The 19296-nt window shown below is 46.8% G+C and carries 16 protein-coding genes; 12 read left to right on the forward strand and 4 right to left on the reverse strand.

The features are described 5' to 3' along the window. Positions 1-516 precede the first annotated feature (516 nt). The 9 genes from rodZ to AC6I8Y_RS03345 all read left to right on the forward strand — a co-directional run bounded on the left by rodZ (position 517) and on the right by AC6I8Y_RS03345 (position 10069). Positions 517-1470 (forward strand): cytoskeleton protein RodZ, encoded by a 954-nt coding sequence (rodZ, locus tag AC6I8Y_RS03305; protein ID WP_394153401.1) that lies wholly within the window; start codon positions 517-519, stop codon positions 1468-1470. Positions 1471-1478: 8 nt separating this feature from the next. Continuing rightward, positions 1479-2603: a flavodoxin-dependent (E)-4-hydroxy-3-methylbut-2-enyl-diphosphate synthase gene (gene ispG, locus AC6I8Y_RS03310; RefSeq protein ID WP_234494438.1), complete on the forward strand. Its 1125-nt coding sequence runs from the start codon at positions 1479-1481 to the stop codon at positions 2601-2603. Positions 2604-2629: 26 nt separating this feature from the next. Continuing rightward, positions 2630-3898 carry a histidine--tRNA ligase gene (hisS, locus tag AC6I8Y_RS03315; protein WP_498020771.1) on the forward strand — a complete coding sequence of 423 codons (1269 nt, stop codon included), beginning with the start codon at positions 2630-2632 and terminating at the stop codon, positions 3896-3898. Positions 3899-3976: 78 nt separating this feature from the next. After that, positions 3977-4591 (forward strand): YfgM family protein, encoded by a 615-nt coding sequence (locus AC6I8Y_RS03320; protein WP_394153404.1) that lies wholly within the window; start codon positions 3977-3979, stop codon positions 4589-4591. A 12-nt stretch (positions 4592-4603) separates the two neighbouring features. Further along, entirely contained in the window at positions 4604-5761 is a 1158-nt protein-coding gene (gene bamB, locus AC6I8Y_RS03325) for an outer membrane protein assembly factor BamB (protein WP_234494435.1), read from the forward strand. Positions 5762-5935: 174 nt separating this feature from the next. After that, positions 5936-7423: a ribosome biogenesis GTPase Der gene (der, locus tag AC6I8Y_RS03330; protein WP_234494434.1), complete on the forward strand. Its 1488-nt coding sequence runs from the start codon at positions 5936-5938 to the stop codon at positions 7421-7423. 92 nt (positions 7424-7515) lie between these two features. Further along, positions 7516-8379 (forward strand): alanyl-tRNA editing protein, encoded by an 864-nt coding sequence (locus AC6I8Y_RS03335; protein ID WP_394153405.1) that lies wholly within the window; start codon positions 7516-7518, stop codon positions 8377-8379. Positions 8380-8738: 359 nt separating this feature from the next. Continuing rightward, positions 8739-9803, forward strand: a complete 1065-nt coding sequence (locus AC6I8Y_RS03340; protein WP_394153407.1) for a sensor domain-containing diguanylate cyclase — start codon at positions 8739-8741, stop codon at positions 9801-9803. A 35-nt stretch (positions 9804-9838) separates the two neighbouring features. Further along, positions 9839-10069 carry a zinc ribbon domain-containing protein gene (locus tag AC6I8Y_RS03345; RefSeq protein WP_498020772.1) on the forward strand — a complete coding sequence of 77 codons (231 nt, stop codon included), beginning with the start codon at positions 9839-9841 and terminating at the stop codon, positions 10067-10069. Between the two features lie 21 nt (positions 10070-10090). Here the strand turns inward: AC6I8Y_RS03345 and xseA are convergent, their stop codons facing one another. Next, positions 10091-11467: an exodeoxyribonuclease VII large subunit gene (gene xseA / locus AC6I8Y_RS03350; RefSeq protein ID WP_498020773.1), complete on the reverse strand. Its 1377-nt coding sequence runs from the start codon at positions 11465-11467 to the stop codon at positions 10091-10093. 207 nt (positions 11468-11674) lie between these two features. On the opposite strand from xseA, the gene guaB reads away from it, so the two are divergent. The 3 genes from guaB to AC6I8Y_RS03365 all read left to right on the forward strand — a co-directional run bounded on the left by guaB (position 11675) and on the right by AC6I8Y_RS03365 (position 15647). Next, entirely contained in the window at positions 11675-13138 is a 1464-nt protein-coding gene (guaB, locus tag AC6I8Y_RS03355; protein ID WP_234496115.1) for an IMP dehydrogenase, read from the forward strand. A gap of 152 nt (positions 13139-13290) precedes the next feature. Then, positions 13291-14844, forward strand: coding sequence for a glutamine-hydrolyzing GMP synthase (guaA, locus tag AC6I8Y_RS03360; RefSeq protein ID WP_042500759.1), 1554 nt, complete (start codon positions 13291-13293; stop codon positions 14842-14844). Between the two features lie 209 nt (positions 14845-15053). Next, positions 15054-15647 carry an acetate uptake transporter gene (locus AC6I8Y_RS03365; RefSeq protein ID WP_128647903.1) on the forward strand — a complete coding sequence of 198 codons (594 nt, stop codon included), beginning with the start codon at positions 15054-15056 and terminating at the stop codon, positions 15645-15647. 139 nt (positions 15648-15786) lie between these two features. On the opposite strand, the gene AC6I8Y_RS03370 is transcribed toward AC6I8Y_RS03365, so the two are convergent. From AC6I8Y_RS03370 to AC6I8Y_RS03380, 3 genes are all read right to left on the reverse strand, one after another. Next, the gene (locus AC6I8Y_RS03370; RefSeq protein WP_042476269.1) at positions 15787-17334 is read right to left on the reverse strand and encodes an alanine/glycine:cation symporter family protein; all 1548 of its coding nucleotides are present in this window, start codon (positions 17332-17334) and stop codon (positions 15787-15789) included. Between the two features lie 330 nt (positions 17335-17664). After that, positions 17665-18327: a thiaminase II gene (gene tenA / locus AC6I8Y_RS03375; RefSeq protein ID WP_498020774.1), complete on the reverse strand. Its 663-nt coding sequence runs from the start codon at positions 18325-18327 to the stop codon at positions 17665-17667. A gap of 8 nt (positions 18328-18335) precedes the next feature. After that, positions 18336-19283, reverse strand: coding sequence for an ABC transporter substrate-binding protein (locus tag AC6I8Y_RS03380; protein ID WP_498020775.1), 948 nt, complete (start codon positions 19281-19283; stop codon positions 18336-18338). Positions 19284-19296 lie beyond the last annotated feature (13 nt).

A 19296-nucleotide genomic window follows, 5' to 3' on the forward strand; every position in this document is an offset into this window, starting at 1 on the left:
CAAGTTTCGACTTGGCTTTGTCGTTTTTGCACATTTTGTAGTGAAAATCAGCGGGTACTTCCGAGTTTCGAGTTGAATGAATGTATTCGTGCATCAAAACTCTGATCTTTCCCACATTTCCTCGATAAATAATTGAAGAATAACGGAACAAATATAGTTATCGTTAATCAAATACTACGAAATGCCGCCAAAATGATATGAGTAGTGTTAATTTTTAATCAAAATTGTCACTATTTACGCTGATTTCCCTTGGGGCGTTTTAACTCGTGCGGAGAATCGACTATGATGGGCAGTTCCAATCGAGATGAAACCGGCTTAATCCGATAAGTTGGTATGAAATCATAATAAAATCGAGCGCTTTACATAGATTATAAGTGCCGTAGTTGGCAATTTGGGACTATGCTGTATCAAACAGCTAGTGCGAGCGATTTACCAAACTAATGACCATGACCACCGATAAAAAAACGAACTAAGCGTGTTAGGTCAAAGTAACAACCAATAAGAAGTACAATATCAATGAGTACTGAGCAAAATAACGCCACAGAACAAGTACATCAAGCACAAGACGTTGAGCTTGCGGGAACCATTTTAAAACAAAAGCGTGAAGCCTTAGGGCTGACGCAAAAGCAGATCGCGGATAGATTGCGTTTACGTGTCGCGATCATTCAAAAAATTGAGTCAAACGATTTTGACGGAGAGCAGGTCGCCACCTTTACGCGTGGCTATTTGCGATCCTACGCGAAAGCTGTCGGAATTGATGAGCAAGAGGTGTTGGGAACCATTGAGAACCATAGCGCCGCTCAACACCACGAACAGCCAATGCAAAGCTTTTCCAAAAAGACCAATAAAGAAAAACATGATAGCCGTATCATGAAGCTTACATGGGGCATCTTTATTGTCATCATTGGTATCTCATCTGTGTGGTGGCTGCAAAACCAGCAGAAAGATACGCTTTCTGAAATCGCAGATACCTCATCCAATGATCCTGCATTCGCTGTTGAGGAAACGGCAAGTGAGAAAGTAGCTGCATTGGAAACTGAGCTAGCGCCTGAGCCAGAAGTCAAAACGCTTGATGTATCAGCCATTGTTGAAACACCGGCACAGCCAGAAGTTGAAGCGCAGGACGTCGTCGAGGATGCCGCTCCAGCAGAAGCCGAAGCTGCGGTCGTCGTCGAAGAGTCTGAGCCAGCAGTAGTTGAAGAAGCATCTGTGGCTCCAGAGGTTCCAGCAGGACTGACAAACCTGACTCTGTCGTTTTCTGGTGATTGCTGGATCCAAGTAAAAGATGCAGACGGTAAAACGGTATCAACAGGCATTAAGAAAGCTGGCGATAGTGTAGATCTTAATGGAAAAGCACCGTTTAAAATCATTTTAGGTGCACCAGAGAAGGTTTCTATGACATTTGCGAGTGAACCTGTCGACCTTTCTGGGTATACTTCAGGCAAAGTAGCTCGATTCACCTTACCTTAGAAAACACTATGCATCACGAATCACCAATTAAACGTCGTCCCTCTACGCGTATTTATGTGGGCGATGTACCTATCGGCGATGGCGCACCTATCGCCGTTCAGTCAATGACCAACACGCGTACGACCGATGTCGCCGCGACCGTTGCTCAAATCAAAGCTTTGGAAAACGTAGGCGCAGACATTGTTCGCGTTTCGGTTCCTACCATGGATGCGGCTGAAGCATTCCGTGAGATCAAGAAACAGGTTTCGATTCCTCTCGTAGCGGATATTCATTTCGATTACCGTATTGCACTAAAAGTTGCGGAGTACGGCGTAGACTGTTTGCGCATCAACCCAGGCAACATAGGTAACGAAGCTCGTATCCGTTCAGTCGTCGATTGTGCACGTGATAAAAATATCCCAATTCGAATTGGTGTAAATGGCGGCTCTCTGGAAAAAGATATCCAGATGAAATACGGCGAACCAACGCCAGAGGCGTTAGTTGAATCGGCAATGCGCCATGTGGATATTCTAGATCGTTTGAACTTTGATCAGTTTAAAGTCAGCGTGAAGGCATCCGATGTATTCCTAGCTGTTGACTCCTACCGTTTACTTGCGAAGAAAATCGACCAACCTCTTCACCTTGGTATTACTGAGGCGGGCGGCGCTCGCGCAGGCTCGGTAAAATCATCGGTTGGCTTAGGTATGCTTTTAGCAGAAGGTATCGGCGATACGCTGCGTATCTCATTGGCTGCAAATCCAGTTGAAGAGATCAAAGTGGGTTTCGATATTTTGAAATCGTTACGCATTCGTTCTCGTGGTATCAACTTTATCGCTTGCCCAAGCTGCTCTCGTCAAGAGTTCGACGTGATCGGCACAGTAAACGCACTAGAAGAGCGTTTAGAAGATGTCATTACACCAATGGATGTGTCTATCATTGGTTGTGTGGTCAACGGCCCAGGCGAGGCGGAAGTGTCTCATCTAGGTCTAGCGGGCAGCAATAAGAAGAGTGCTTTCTATGAAGACGGCAAACGTCAGAAAGAGCGCTTTGATAACGATGATCTCGTTAATCAGCTTGAAGCAAAAATTCGAGCGAAAGCATCGATGCTAGATACAGCAAATCGCATCGAAGTAAATGAAGTAGAAGACAAGTAATCTCAACGACAATACGGTATTAAACTGTGGCAAAAACTATTCAAGCAATCCGAGGCATGAACGACTGCCTCCCTACACAATCTCCACTTTGGCAAAAAGTTGAGAATACAGTGAAGCATGTGGTCAGCGCATATGGCTACAACGAAGTACGTATGCCAATCGTTGAGATGACACATCTATTCAGCCGCGCTATCGGTGAAGTGACCGACGTAGTTGAAAAAGAAATGTACACCTTTGAAGACCGTAATGGCGATAGCCTAACACTGCGCCCTGAGGGCACGGCAGGCTGTGTACGCGCTGGTATTGAAAATGGTTTGCTTTATAACCAAGAGCAGCGCCTGTGGTACATGGGTCCAATGTTCCGTCACGAGCGTCCGCAAAAAGGTCGCTACCGTCAATTCCACCAATGTGGTGTGGAAGTATTCGGTCTAAACGGCCCTGACGTTGACGCTGAACTTATCATGATGACAGCACGTCTATGGCGTGAGCTGGGTATCGACAAGCATGTTCGCCTAGAACTAAACTCCATCGGTTCACTAGAAGCGCGCGCTAACTACCGCACAGCTCTGATTGCTCACCTAGAACAACACATTGATGTGCTGGATGAAGATAGCAAGCGTCGTATGCATACTAACCCGCTACGTGTCTTGGACAGTAAAAACCAAGATGTACAAGCGATCTTGGTGGATGCGCCAGAGCTATCTGATTATCTAGACGAAGAATCAAAAGCGCATTTTGCCGGTCTTTGTGAACTTCTTGATGCTGCGGGTATCGAATATACGGTTAACCAACGTTTGGTTCGTGGTCTTGATTACTACAACCGCACTGTTTTCGAATGGATCACTGAAAGCCTAGGTGCTCAAGGTACTGTATGTGGCGGTGGTCGTTACGATGGCCTTGTTGAGCAGCTTGGTGGTAAACCAACACCAGCCGTGGGTTTTGCTATGGGCCTAGAACGTCTTGTACTCATGATGGAAACATTAGAGCTAACAGACGTTCGTCGCAGCGTAGACGCTTATGTCGTGACAGCGGGCGAAGGCACCATGATGGCAGGTATGAAGCTTGCTGAAAACCTGCGTGAAGCGATCCCTGGTATTCGTGTGATGAACCACTTTGGTGGCGGTAACTTCAAGAAACAATTCAAGCGCGCAGACAAAGTAGGGGCGGTATATGCTCTTGTGCTTGGTGAGAACGAAGTTGCTGAGAATACGGTCGTGGTCAAAGATTTGCAGGGCGGAGAGCAAGAAACTATTGCTCAAACTGAGTTAGCCGCTAAATTAGCAAATATTATTTAAGTTTAAATCCAAGTTGATAGGCAGCAATTTTGGGCTGCCTATTAATTTAGGTAATGATTTCTTTTAAGAGGACAGGAAGTGGAACTCTACGATTCTGAAGAACAACAAGTTGAAGCGATCAAAGACTGGTGGAAGGAAAACGGGAAAGCCGTGGTTCTTGGCGTTGTTGTTGGTCTAGGTGGTTTATTTGGCTGGCGTTATTATCAAGATTCCGTGGTCCAGGCTCAAGAAGCTGCATCAGAGCAATACAGCAAAGCTATTGAGTCGATGGTAGTAAGTGGTGTTGACGCGAGTGCTGATGTACAAGCCTTCATCGATTCGAGCAAAGAGAGTGAATATGCGGTACTTGCTGCGATGCAATTGGCTAAAGCGCAGGTAGAAGCAGGTAACCTTGAAGATGCACTAACGCAGCTGCAGTGGGCACAGAGCAACACCAAAGATCCAGCGATTGCACCGCTAGTGACTTATCGCGTTGCACGCCTAATGGCAGAGTCGGGTAATAACGATGGCGCACGTGCGGAACTCGATAAAATTACGGATGCAGCATGGGCTGGTCGTGTCGCAGAGCTTCGTGGCGATATTGCTATCCGTGAAGGCGATCGTGATGCTGCCTACACGGCTTATACACAAGCTCAGCAAGCACAAGATGCGAGCCAAGCGCTACAAATCAAGCTGGATGATCTTGCCAAGTAAGGGCTATAGCCGATGAATAGACTCGTTAAAAAGGTATTACTTTCTATCTCGGTATTAGGTGTACTTGCAGGGTGTTCGAGTGAAGAAGACACCATAGTGATGGCGCCACTACCCGTCGTGCAAAGTGAGTTCACTCCAAGTACAGAGTGGTCTTCAAGCATAGGCAATGGTGTCGGTCAGTATTTTTCTAAGCTTTCACCAGTCTACGCTTACGACAAACTGTTTGTTGCGAGCCGCGATGGCGTTGTGAAAGCTATGGATCCAGAAAATGGTAAAACTATCTGGCAAACCGAAATCAAAGGTGAAGTAACGGCTCGCCTATCTGGTGGTATTGCAGCCGCTTATCAAAAGCTGTATATCGGCAGTGAAAACGGTGAAGTGATTGCTCTTGACGTAGAAACAGGTGAAGAGCTTTGGCGCGCAGAGGTAAATGGTGAGGTACTGGCGAAGCCGGTTGCTGACGCTAGCCTGATTATGGTTCATACCAGTCAAGGTGTGCTTGCTGCGCTTGAGCAAACCAGTGGTGAAGAACGTTGGGCGATCAGTACTGATGTACCAAACCTAACCTTGCGTGGTGATAGTGCGCCTGCGACGGTTTCCGGTGGTGTTTTCTGGGGTACGGCGAATGGTCGTCTAGCGGCAGCGATTGTCGAGCGTGGTCAGTTGATCTGGCAACAACCAGTGGGCACGCCTAAGGGTGCAACAGAGATCGACCGTTTGGTGGATGTTGATGCCTCGCCAATTATTCTAGGTGGTACGCTTTACACAGTGGGCTTTAACGGTCAGCTGATTTCCATCGACCTTCGCTCGGGTAACCCAATCTGGAAGCGTAATTACTCATCAGCGACAGATATGGCGACAGACAATCGTAGCTTGTTCCTGATTTCAGAAACGGATCACGTGATTGCTGTCGATGCTCGAAGTGGTACCGAGCTTTGGGAAAACAATCTACTAGAAAACCGCCAGCTTACGGCGCCTGTTATTGTTGACGGATACGTTGTAGTAGGGGATAGCCTTGGTTATCTTCACTGGATTGACCGTGCAACCGGTGAGTTTGTGGCACAGCAACTCATGAATGACAGCGGTATGTCGGTTGGACCGACTTTAGTCCCTGGTGGCTATGTGATCGTTACTCGTGATGGTGAAATAAAGAAACTCACCATTAATTAGAAAGCGTGATATAATTCACAAACGGCTCCTGGCTGATTTTCAGTTAGGAGCCGTTTTATTGCTGCGAAGCAAAAGGATCTTTTCGAGCTCGGATAGATAGAATACGTTGTGGTTATAGGAAAACGAGAGCATTTTTACCTATAACTACAATAAGAAATAATTGTAGAGGTTAATATGTTACCTGTTGTTGCCCTAGTTGGACGCCCGAATGTGGGTAAGTCGACACTGTTTAATAGACTGACGCGTACGCGTGATGCTTTGGTAGCGGACTTTCCGGGACTAACGCGTGACCGTAAATATGGTCAAGCTCAACTGGGTGAGAATGAGTTCATTGTTATCGATACCGGCGGTATTGATGGCACTGAAGAAGGTGTAGAAACCAAAATGGCGGAACAATCGTTAGCTGCGATTGAAGAAGCTGACGTAGTACTATTCCTTGTGGATGGTCGTGCGGGTTTGACGGTTGCGGATGAAGCGATCGCTAACCACCTACGTAAAATTGAAAAGCCAGCTTTCCTTGTGGTCAACAAGGTAGATGGCATTGATGCCGATGCTGCAAGCGCTGAGTTTTGGCAGCTAGGTGTTGAAAACATGTATCACATCGCTGCGGCTCACGGTCGTGGTGTTACTGCTCTTCTGGACCGTGCCTTGGATCCTTTCTTTGAACACCTATCAGAAGCTGAAGGTGAAATCGAAGACTTGACCATGTTTGAGGACGCGGAAGAAGAGAAACTCGACTACACCGAAGAAGAAGCAGAAGAAGAGTACAAGCGTCTTCAAGATCAGCCAATTAAACTGGCTATCATCGGTCGTCCAAACGTTGGTAAATCGACACTAACTAACCGTATCCTCGGTGAGGAGCGCGTGGTGGTGTATGACATGCCAGGTACGACACGTGATTCTATCTACATCCCAATGGAGCGTGATGGTCGTGAATATGTTCTGATTGATACAGCGGGTGTACGTCGTCGTAAGCGTATCAACGAGACGGTAGAAAAGTTCTCGGTGGTTCAAACGCTTAAAGCCATTGAAGATGCCAACGTGGTATTGGTTGTAATTGATGCTCGCGAGAATATCTCAGACCAAGACCTCAGCCTTCTTGGTTTTGCCCTTAACGCAGGTCGCTCAATTGTACTTGCTGTGAACAAGTGGGATGGTTTGGATACAGACGTGAAAGAGCAGGTTAAGAAAGAGCTAGACCGTCGTCTAGGCTTTGTAGATTTTGCCCGCATTCACTTCATCTCGGCGCTACACGGTACCGGTGTGGGTCACTTGTTCGAGTCTGTTCAAGAAGCGTATAAGTCAGCGACGACACGTGTGGGTACCTCTGTACTGACTCGTATCATGAAGATGGCAACAGAAGATCACCAGCCACCGATGGTTCGTGGTCGCCGCGTGAAGCTCAAGTATGCGCACGCAGGTGGTTATAACCCACCAATCGTTGTTGTTCACGGTAACCTAGTGAACGAGCTGCCAGATTCATACAAGCGTTACCTCATGAACTACTATCGTCGTTCACTGGAAATTATGGGAACACCAATCCGTATCAACTTCCAGAGCAGCGACAATCCGTTCGAGGGTAAAACGAGCAAGATGACACTTTCTCAGGAGCGCAAGCGTAAGCGCTTGATGAGTATGATGAAAGGTCGTCCGAAGAAATAAGAATAAGCTAAATAGCGCCCTCTCAATGAGAGGGCGCTTTTTTATGGTCTGAACTTTTATGGTGTAAAGCACCCATGATGTAAGGAAAACAGATGATCACCGCTAGTAAAGTGCACTTCTGCAATCAAACATGGCAACTAGATAGCCAAATCCAACTCGTCAACCATCATGAAGAACATTGCGATGTGGTGGTGAAAGACACGCCATTCCATCCTGTTAGCCATATCTGGCCTGATCACCCAGCAGACAGAGGAACGTTATCAACAAGCACAGAATCGTTTCCAGTTACAGACTGTTTAGTTGGTGCTGTTGAGCTCGAAACCGGAAGACTCTTTGTCGCGCAATCCATCCCAGTAAAACGAGATACCGATGGCTGGGTATTTGTCGTGGTGCATCGCATTTCTAAACAAGCCGTATTATCAGAAGGTGAGACCGTCTCCCTGTCGGTAGACAAGGAGTATCAAGATAGCTTAAGCCGTGGCCACAGCGCTGGTCATATAGCGTCTTTGGCGCTCAACAAGGTTCTTGCTGAAGCGTATTGGAGAAAAGACGCCGATCGCAAAGATGGACTAGGGCACTATGATTTTAATAGCTACGCACAGGAGCAGAGCTTTGTATCACCAGATGCTTGCTTTGATAACTATCGCTTAGGTAAGACGCTTAAAAAGCGTGGTCTTAACACTGCGCAGGTACTTGAAGAGCTTAAAGAGATAGAGTCTAGGGTCAACCAACAGCTTAATCTATGGCTTAGCGAGGGTTCAGAAGTAGAGATGCAGCTTGAAGGTCCTTACCTCACCAGCTCTCGTTACTGGCATTGTAGATTGGACGGGATGGATGTTGTCATGCCTTGTGGTGGCACGCACGTTACAACGACAAACAGTCTGAAGCGATTAAACGTTGAACTGCGAGCTATCGATGCCAATTATATCGAAATGCACACCCATGTAAGTCGATAATTAGAAAAACGATCTTTTTATTAAATTTCAATTAGACTGATTTATTTTGGTCTTTATGACATTTAAATCTGTTAAAAATCGAAAAACAGCACATGTAACTTATGCTTTCGGTATGTGGTTATATAAATGTTCTTTTTTAAGCAGATCGCTGATCAAGCTAGCTTTTGGGGATGATCTAGAAAAGATCGTGTTTTTTGTCGTTCCAGGGTGTACTGGTTCAAATTACGTACAAATATTCCTTTGGTCAATAGTTCATCTATTTGCGCCCTGTGTTAGTATGTGCCGCGAGCGCATAATAAACAGAATGCCAACAGCTTTAGAGTTAGAGCCGTATGGTAGCAAATTAAAAGACGCGAACTATGAATAAAGACTTGCTAATAGATGCCCATAAGGGCATGAATAATTTATTAAAAGAGCTCGCGCTAGGGTTACCCCAAACCCAATTAGTGGAAAGGATAGTTGATCTTACAGAGCGACTATTTCCTAGAAAACGAGTTTCTATTTTATCGTTGGATGAATCGACAAACTGCCTGTTCACGGTAGCCGCCCCTAAGCTACCTATTATGTATAACCAAGCTATTAATGGGTTAGAAATTGGTGAGCGAGTGGGATCTTGCGGGGCTGCTGCCTACTTGAAACGCTCTGTGATTGTTGACGATGTAACTAAACACGCCAACTGGACGCCGTTTCTTGAGCTTGCCGCCTCTGCGAATGTGAAAGCTTGCTGGTCGGTACCTGTCATCTCGACTCAAGAGCAATGCTTAGGGACATTCGCTCTCTACGACGAGAGGTGTTCTACCCCGCTCGCGATTGAGATTGAGATACTCGAATCCATGTCTGCCGTGTATTCGGTTGCGCTTGAGAAGTACGCTCTTGAGGATAAGCTTACCTTTCAAGCCCAGATGGATCCGCTCACTCACTGCTTGAATAGACGTGCTTTATTGGAAAGAGTTGAGCAGAGTCACTGCTTTGATGGCAATATTCTCGGCTGCTTTTTTGTTGATATCGACAAGTTCAAGCAGGTGAATGATGAATATGGTCACTGCTTTGGTGACAAAGTACTTGTAGCTGTTTCTGAGCAGCTTAAACATCTTTTGCCTGAACAAGCCGTGCTTGGACGTTATGGCGGTGATGAGTTTTTGGCGTTTTGCTGCTTCCCTGATGAAGACGGCGCAGTCGCTTTTTATCAAACGTTGAGCGATGAGCTGAACAAACCCGTAACACTGAATGATACCAATATCTCTGTCAGCGTCGGATTTGCGACCAAACAGTGCTGTTCAGATCTGCCAATGGATAAGTTAATCCGCCAAGCAGACGGCGAAATGTACAAGGTTAAGCGTCGAAATAAGCGTGCAGTACCTCTACGTAGTGCTTCTCCGAGCTTGATTGATATCAATGCGAACCCAGAAAAAAAAGTCGTATGATAGTTAATATTATCACTTTCTAATATAGGTAAGTCATGACGACTCAACAAAACCAGTGCCCTAAGTGCCACTCAGAGCTTGAATGGGATGGGCAGTATCACTGCGGGCAATGCCAAGTCCATTTCAAAAAGATTGGTTTTTGCCCTGACTGTGAAGCAGAGCTAGAGAAACTTCAAGCGTGTGGCTCAGCGAGCTATTTTTGTAATAGCTGTAATGAACTGAAATCTAAGTCACGCGTTAAGTTTGTCTTTGAGTGCCTTGCATAGAAGCTAGATGGCAGCTGTCGTCTAGCTGTGATCTTTTATGCTAGTGACCTGAGATTCGATAATGCCATTGTCGAGTTTGGTGGTGATCGCACTGCCGACTTCGACACTCTGAGCGTTGGTGATGACCTGTCCGCGCGCATCTTGAGTGATAGAGTAACCGCGCTGCAACGTCGCCAGTGGGCTGACTGTGTCCAATTTACCTACGGTAACGGCGAATTGATGCTTAGCGCTATCGAGCTGTTTCTGCATGGCTTGCTTAAGCCTGGCTTGTAGCTGATCTAATCGATTGGTTTGTCGGTCGAGCTGGCGAGCTGGTGAGAGTGCCATTAACCTGTGTTGTTTATTGCTCAGGCGCAGTGTCTCTTGAGATAGGCGCTGCTTAATTGCTGAGCTCAAACGGAACTCAAACTCATCAAGAAGCTGGCTCTGCCTCTGAAGCTGGTGCTTTGGATGATGGCTGTTGAGTGCTTGTGTTAGCACAGATAAGTGCTGCTTTTGCTGCGCTAGATAGATCTGCATTACATTACGCAGCCTTTGCTCACGCCCCTTAAGTGATTCATGCTTATGTGAGGTGTCATTACTGACAAGCTCAGCCGCAGCACTCGGTGTTGGCGCTCGCACGTCGGCAACGTAGTCCGCTATGGTGACGTCGATTTCATGCCCGACCGCACTAATGATTGGAATCTGGCTAGCCGCGATGGTCCTTGCTACGATCTCATGGTTAAAACACCAAAGATCTTCCAGCGAGCCGCCACCTCGACCCACTATCAATACATCACACTCGTTACGGCTGTTGGCGCGTCCAATTGCCTGCGCAATCTCAATCGCTGCCGCATCACCTTGCACTGTTGTCGGATAGATAACGACAGGCAGTGATGGGTCGCGTCTTTTCAGTACATCGAGAATATCGAACAGAGCGGCGCCAGTTTTGGAGGTGATGATACCTACACGTTTAGGATGAGAGGGGAGAGGCTTCTTTAAAGACTGTGAGAACAAGCCTTCAGCTGCGAGAGACATCTTTAGCTTCTCGAACTCTTGCTGCAATCTTCCATCGCCCTCGGGCTGCATTGATTCAATGATCAGCTGATAATCACCACGCGGCTCGTACAACGAGAGACGCGCCTTTACCAATACCTGATTGCCATTGGCTGGCTTAAAGGTGACTCGGCGATTATTACCACGAAACATAGCGCACTTAACTTGAGCGCGAGAGTCTTTTAGCGTCAGGTACCAATGGCCGGATACAGGGGCGGAAAAGTTAGAGATTTCACCGACTAACCAGACAATCCCCATTTCATTTTCTAGCAATAAACGTACTTCGGAATTCAGACGAGAGACCGTGTAAATGTTCTGATTGGAAGAAGATGAATGAGAAGTAGATCGCGGGGATAGGGACACAGCTAATCTCAAAGACGTGAGTATGGAAATTAGCGGCAATATAATACATATCAAGGGGGTAAATGCAAATAAAAAATAGAAAAATGTGTAGCCAAGCGATTTCGTCGGGCGTATAATCCCACCGCAATATCTAATCCAAATGACCTTATTATGCGAAACGATAAGGGCGGATTATCCTTTAAACTCCTCTATTGTGAGATATTGCAAATGCTAAGAATTGCCAAAGAAGCGCTGACGTTCGATGATGTACTACTCGTTCCAGCTCACTCCACCGTTCTCCCAAACACAGCTGATCTTCGCACTCGGCTGACCAAGAATATCACTCTGAATATTCCAATGATCTCTGCGTCTATGGACACAGTGACAGAAGCGCGTCTTGCGATCGCGCTAGCCCAAGAAGGTGGCATTGGCTTTATCCACAAGAACATGTCTATCGAGCAACAAGCTGAGCAAGTTCGTCTAGTTAAAATCTTTGAAGCAGGCGTGGTGACTAACCCAGTAACGGTTAGCCCTGATGCATCTATCGCTGACGTGGTAGCGCTGACTGATAAGCACGGCTTTGCAGGTTTCCCTGTTGTTGCTGAAAACAACGAGCTTGTAGGCATCATCACTGGTCGTGATGTTCGCTTTGTTACTGACCTTTCTAAGAAAGTAGAAGCAGTAATGACGCCAAAAGAGCGCCTAGCCTCTGTTAAAGAAGGTGCTTCTCGTGAAGAAGTACAAGAAGAGATGCACCGCGCACGTGTTGAGAAGGTACTGGTTGTAAACGACGAGTTCCAACTTACCGGTATGATCACAGCAAAAGATTTCCACAAAGCAGAACGTAAGCCTAACGCATGTAAAGATGCACAAGGTCGTCTACGCGTTGGTGCTGCAGTGGGTGCTGGCGCTGGTAACGAAGAACGTGTTAAAGCACTTGTTGAAGCTGGTGTTGACGTTCTACTTATCGACTCTTCACATGGTCACTCTGAAGGTGTTCTGAACCGTATCCGCGAAACTCGCGCTGCATACCCAGATCTCGACATCATTGGTGGTAACGTAGCGACAGCTGCAGGTGCTAAAGCACTGATCGAAGCTGGCGTAAGCGCAGTTAAAGTAGGTATCGGCCCTGGTTCAATCTGTACAACTCGTATCGTAACGGGTGTTGGTGTACCTCAAATCACAGCGATTTCAGACGCGGCAGCGGCAGCTGAAGAGTATGGCATCCCAGTTATTGCTGACGGCGGTATCCGTTTCTCAGGTGATATCTGTAAAGCTATCGTAGCTGGCGCATCTTGTGTAATGGTTGGCTCAATGTTCGCTGGTACTGAAGAAGCACCTGGTGAAGTTATCCTTTACCAAGGTCGTTCATACAAAGCTTACCGTGGTATGGGTTCTCTTGGCGCAATGTCTCAAGGCTCTTCTGACCGTTACTTCCAGTCTGACAATGCTGCTGACAAGCTGGTTCCAGAGGGTATCGAAGGTCGTATCGCTTACAAAGGTCGCCTAAAAGAGATCGTTCACCAACAAATGGGTGGTCTTCGCTCAAGCATGGGTCTAACTGGCTCTGCAACTATCGAAGACATGCGTACTAAAGCAGAATTCGTTCGCATCTCTGGTGCAGGTCTAAACGAATCTCACGTACACGACGTTCAAATCACCAAGGAAGCGCCTAACTATCGTTTGGGTTAATTAATCGTTTAGGTTAATTAGCCACTTAGGTTAACAACGACAACGTAGTGAAATAAATCCTACGTAAACGTTTGCTTTTTTCCTTGAAGCAAAGATGAGAGGCGGGTAAACTCGCCTCCGTTTTCAACACTTAGCTGATAAGATTGCCCAAAATGACGAAAAATATTCATGACCAACGAATTCTGATTCTAGACTTCGGTTCTCAATACACACAGCTAGTAGCACGTCGTGTTCGTGAAATCGGTGTTTACTGTGAACTATGGAGCTGGGACGTAGAAGAAGCGGATATTCGTGAATTCAACCCAGACGGTATCATCCTATCTGGTGGTCCAGAAAGCGTTACGGAAGACAACTCTCCACGTGCTCCTCAGTACGTATTTGATTCAGGTGTTCCAGTTCTTGGTGTGTGCTACGGCATGCAGACCATGGCTGAGCAACTTGGCGGTAAAGTAGCGGGCTCTAACGAGCGTGAATTTGGCTACGCACAAGTTAAAGTATCTGGTGACTCTGCAATCTTTAAAGATCTTGAAGAAACTCAAGATGTTTGGATGAGCCACGGCGACAAAGTTGTTGAAATCCCAGCAGACTTCGTAAAAGTTGGTGAGACGGATACCTGTCCGTACGCAGCAATGGCAAACGAAGAGAAGAAATACTACGGTGTTCAGTTCCACCCAGAAGTAACGCACACCAAGCAAGGCCTACAAATGCTTGAGAACTTCGTTCTTGGTGCTTGTGGCTGTGAGCGTCTATGGACGCCAGGTTCTATCATTGAAGACGCGGTTGCTCGCATTAAAGAGCAAGTGGGCGACGATGAAGTGATTCTTGGTCTGTCTGGCGGTGTTGATTCATCAGTAGTGGCGATGCTTGTTCACCGCGCTATCGGCGACAAACTGACTTGTGTATTTGTAGACAACGGTCTTCTTCGTCTCAATGAAGGCGAGCAAGTGATGGAGATGTTTGGCGACAAGTTCGGCCTAAACATCATCAAGGTAGATGCAGAAGAGCGTTTCCTTGCAGCACTTGAAGGCAAGTCTGATCCAGAAGAGAAGCGTAAGACTATCGGTCACGTATTCGTAGACGTATTCGACGAAGAGTCGAAGAAGCTAGAAAACGCGAAGTGGCTAGCTCAGGGTACGATCTACCCAGACGTTATTGAATCTGCAGCATCGAAAACAGGTAAAGCACACGTCATCAAATCGCACCACAACGTGGGCGGTCTTCCTGATGATATGGAAATGGGTCTTGTTGAGCCGCTTCGCGAGCTATTCAAAGACGAAGTACGTAAGATCGGTCTAGAGCTAGGTCTTCCATACAATATGCTTTATCGTCACCCATTCCCTGGTCCAGGTCTAGGTGTTCGTGTTCTTGGCGAGATCAAGAAAGAGTACTGTGATCTACTGCGTCGTGCCGATGCTATCTTCATTGAAGAGCTGCACAATGCAGACCTTTATCACAAAGTATCTCAGGCGTTCACGGTATTCCTACCAGTTCGCTCTGTAGGTGTAATGGGCGATGGCCGTAAGTACGACTGGGTTGTTTCTCTACGTGCGGTTGAGACTATCGACTTTATGACCGCTCACTGGGCGCACCTACCATACGACTTCCTAGGTAAGGTTTCTAACCGTATCATCAACGAAGTAGACGGTATCTCTCGCGTTGTTTACGATATCTCTGGTAAGCCACCAGCGACTATCGAGTGGGAATAACCCTCGATACGTAGTCTCTTTGAGATAAGTTAGATTGTAAAAAGCCGACGTTATGTCGGCTTTTTTTATGTGTGTCGGAAAAGGCTGAATGCGAATATGCAATCGGTAAAACTTAGATTGCAAATAATGGGTCTGCTCAACATTTACATTTTGAATTAAAATTTTCCTACAATTTTTGTAACTAATTTTGAATTTAGGGCTCTTTGACAATGTCTAACAAACTCGCTAACCCAGCGCCGCTTGGCCTTATGGGTTTTGGTATGACGACCATTCTACTTAACATCCACAACGCAGGTTTCTTCCCGATTGATTCGATGATCCTAGCGATGGGTATTTTCTATGGCGGTCTAAGCCAAGTGTTTGTTGGCATGATGTGCTTTAAACGTGGTGACACATTCGGCACCACGGCTTTCACTTCGTACGGTCTATTTTGGCTGACGCTTGTAGGCATTATTGTTATGCCTTACATGGGTCTTCCAGCAAGTCCGGCGAAGTTTATGGGCTGGTACTTACTGCTTTGGGGCGTATTTACTGGTTTCATGTTTATCGGTTCACTTTGCTACCCAGTGGCTAAGCAAGTTGTATTTGGTTCATTGACCATTCTGTTCTTCTTGCTGGCTGCGCGTGATTTCTTCGGCAGTGAACTGATCGGTACCATCGCTGGCTTCGAAGGAATTTTCTGTGGCGCTAGCGCGATTTACTTCGCAATGGCTCAAGTACTGAACAACGAGTACGGCCGCACAATTTTGCCTATCGGTGAGAAAAAAGCGCCGGTAACTTCTGCACAAGAAGTGGCGGCATAAATTAAGTTTCATTCATTCGGGAACAGTGAATGACAAAAGGGGTAGCCAAGCTACCCCTTTTTCTTTTTTAAACGATTATTGGCTACTTCAGTCATCCATGCGCAGGCAGGGATCTACCTAAAGCGATCGCCAAGTTTGATTACGACGTTTGCGTCTGAGTCGACCCAGAATCCGCCTCTTGAGCCGCTTCAGGCTTTTTACCTGTTTTACGCTCGTATCGACCTTCCCAGTAATCTGCGTTCTTGATACCAAGTGCGACTGGGTTAAACGTATACTCTTCAACCCCTTCTTTTTGCTGCTTCTCGTAGTCTTTAAGTGCCACGATAGCTGGCTTAGCAATGAAGAAGATAATCAAGATACCCACAATGTTTAGCCACGCCATGAGACCTACGCCGACATCACCCATCGCCCAAGCTAGGTTGGCGGCTTTGACCGTACCGTAGAATACCGAGGTGATCAGAACTAGCTTCAGTAGGAACATTAGGCCATTTACCTTAAAGGTACGACGAATGTAAGCAATATTGGTTTCTGCAATGTAGTAGTACGCCAAAATAGTAGTAAAGGCGAAGAAGAACAACGCAAATGCAATGAACAGCTTACCAACACCAGGCATCGTGCTTTCAATCGCTAGCTGAGTGAACGCAGGGCCATTAGCGCCAACGGTTTCCGCAAGGTTTTGAACTAGGAATGTACTCTCAGGACCGTGCACGTTATAAGCGCCAGTGATAAGAATCATAAATGCCGTTGCCGAACAAACCAGCAAGGTATCAATGTAGATTGAGAAAGATTGAACCAGACCTTGCTGCGCAGGGTGATCAACGTTCGCTGCTGCCGCTGCGTGAGGGCCGGTACCTTGACCTGCTTCGTTAGAGTAAACGCCACGCTTAACACCCCAACCAATCGCAGCACCAAAGCCCGCCATAGGTGTGAAGGCATCGCCGAGAATCATCCCCACGATACGTGGCACTTCACCGATGTTCAGAAGAATGATCACAAACGCGATTATGATGTATGCAAGCGCCATGAAAGGAACAACAATCTGCGTGAAATGCGCAATACGCTTAACACCACCGAAGATGATGAAGGCTAGGATGATAGAGATAACAGCGCCAGTGAAAATTTTCGCAAAACTGATAGTACCAATCGCTGTGTCAATCATCGCACCAGAGCCAAATGCGGTCTCTACTGCGTTACCGATACTGTTCGACTGAACACCCGGTAGTAGGACACCACACGCAAAGATAGTCGCGATAGCAAAAATCCACGCGTACCACTTTTGACCCATGGCTTTTTCAATGTAGTAAGCTGGACCACCACGGAACTCGCCACGATCTTCTTCTTTATAGATTTGCGCGAGCGTCGATTCGATGTAGGCCGTCGCTGCACCAAAGAAGGCAACCATCCACATCCAGAAAACAGCGCCAGGACCACCGAAACCGATAGCCGCAGCCACACCTGCAATGTTACCTGTACCCACACGGCCAGATAGTGACACAGCAAGCGCCTGGAACGATGAAATACCTTTTTCAGAGCTCTTGCCCGACAGTAGTAAGCGCCACATTTCGAAGAAATGACGGACTTGTACAAATCGAGTAAGAATGGAATAGAAAAGGCCTGCACCAAGACATAAATAAATAAGAGCGGGACTCCAGATAATCCCGTTTAAAAAATCAACTAAAGACTGCATAGTTCTTCCCTGTAAAGCTGGGGATGAGGTCGAAGCTCAGCGACTCATGGTCTGATTGTTCGACATCACTTGTTGATGCTCATCCTTTATCAATCGTCCTTGCTTGCACGAAAAGCATGATGAAAGAGAGCGCGAGGTGTTTGAACATACCAAACACGAGTCCATATCCTACCTAACTTTGTTGCCAATGTTAAACTCAGTTGTAAATATTGTGTTAACGCGTGACTTTGGGCACAAAATCCGAAATGCGGGTTGAGGATGTGATTTTTGTTTGTTAAATGAGCGGTTACGAGAGAAAAAAATGCCGACCAAGAGGTCGGCACCGTCGCGTTATTTTGTATCAAGACCTTGCTGCCAAAAGGCAATTTCCATTCTTGTTGCTGTTTTAAACACATGTATGAGTTCTTGGCCTCTCGGGCTATCGAGCTCAATGTCTTTGAGTAAGGTGTCCAAACGCTCAATGCTCACCTGAACGCCTGATTGAAAATCTTCACCGGCATAAAGCTCTATCCAGCTGCGATATGGGTTGTCTTCTAATACTGTAGTGGGTGACTCGATGAGCGCTTTACCGATCACGGCATAGCCGATAGCGCAAGGTGCCAAAGCCGCATACAGGTCAACAAGCTCGCCGGTCATGCCGGCATCGAGTACATAGCGGGTATACGCCACGGTACCAAAGTCTTCTGTTTCCGCTTCCATGTCAGCTTCAGTAATGCCCCACTGGCTGCAATAAGAGACATGATGACAGATCTCGGACTCAAGTAGGGCAGCCACGCTAGGTACTGCCTCACGCATTTGAGTCAGTGTTTTGGCTTTATAGATTGCCAAGGCGTATGCGCGGGCATATTGCTTTAGAAACAGAAAGTCCTGCTTTAGATAGTGCAAATACGCTTTTTGCTCAAGCTCACCTTTAGCAAGTTGCTGCACAAATTCATGTTCGGTATAGCCTTGCCATTCGCTTTGGCAGGCATTGATAAGGTCTTGATGGTTCATAATTGCTCCTACAGTACAGGTACCATGGTCTCTGCTGCTGGTTTACTCGAGATGATCTTGTGCTGGTACATGAAGTCTGTGAAGGCATCATATTTAGCAGCGTCGATGGCAGATGGACGCAGTGCAAATCGCGTTAGCGTGTCGCGCCATGCTCGTTTGTTAAGCTCGTTGTTTAGCGTGTCTGGCGCGTAAGCAACAAACTGGGTCCAAGATTCTTGAGGGTGATTGACGATGTAGGTTGTCGCTTTCTCGATAGCACGGTTGAATTTAGCGATGGCCTCTTTGTCATGAGTCTTTGCATTAGCAACAAAAACCAGTTCTTCATAGGTCGGAACGCCATGCTCTTCAGGGAAGAAGGCCTTTGGTTTGAAGCCCTCGAGCTCTAGTTGGTTTGTTTCGAAGTTACGCAGACCGCCCCAAATGGCATCAACCTTACCTGACGCTAATGATGATGACAGTGCCCAGCCAACGTTGATGATCTGCACATCTTTGTACGCGACGCCTTCGGTTTGCAGCATAGTGCCTATGGTCGCTTCTTCATTACCCGCGATGGCGATACCGATCTTTTTGCCTTGGAGGTCCGCAAGAGAATTGATCTTGCCATTATCCAATACCATCATGGTGTTCAGAGGGGTAGCAATGAGCGTTGCACTGCGAATAAGAGGCAAACCTGCCGCAACATCAATGGTTAGGCTGGTTTGATACGAAACCGCCATGTCCACCTTGCCTGCTGCAACCAGCTTAGCTGGTGTACTTGGATCGGCAGGCTCTTGGATGTTGACTTCTAGCCCTTGCTCTTCAAAGTAGCCACGCTCGTGAGCAATGACGATAGGGCCGTGATTAGGGTTCACGAACCAGTCAAGCATCAGCGTTATCGACTTATCGGCAGCGCTTGCGGCGAATGTCGTCATAGCAGTGAGCAGCGCTGCAATGACTTTAGTTGAAGTGGATTTCATACTTTTTCCTTTT

The sequence above is a fragment of the Vibrio sp. KUL78 genome (assembly GCF_059725505.1).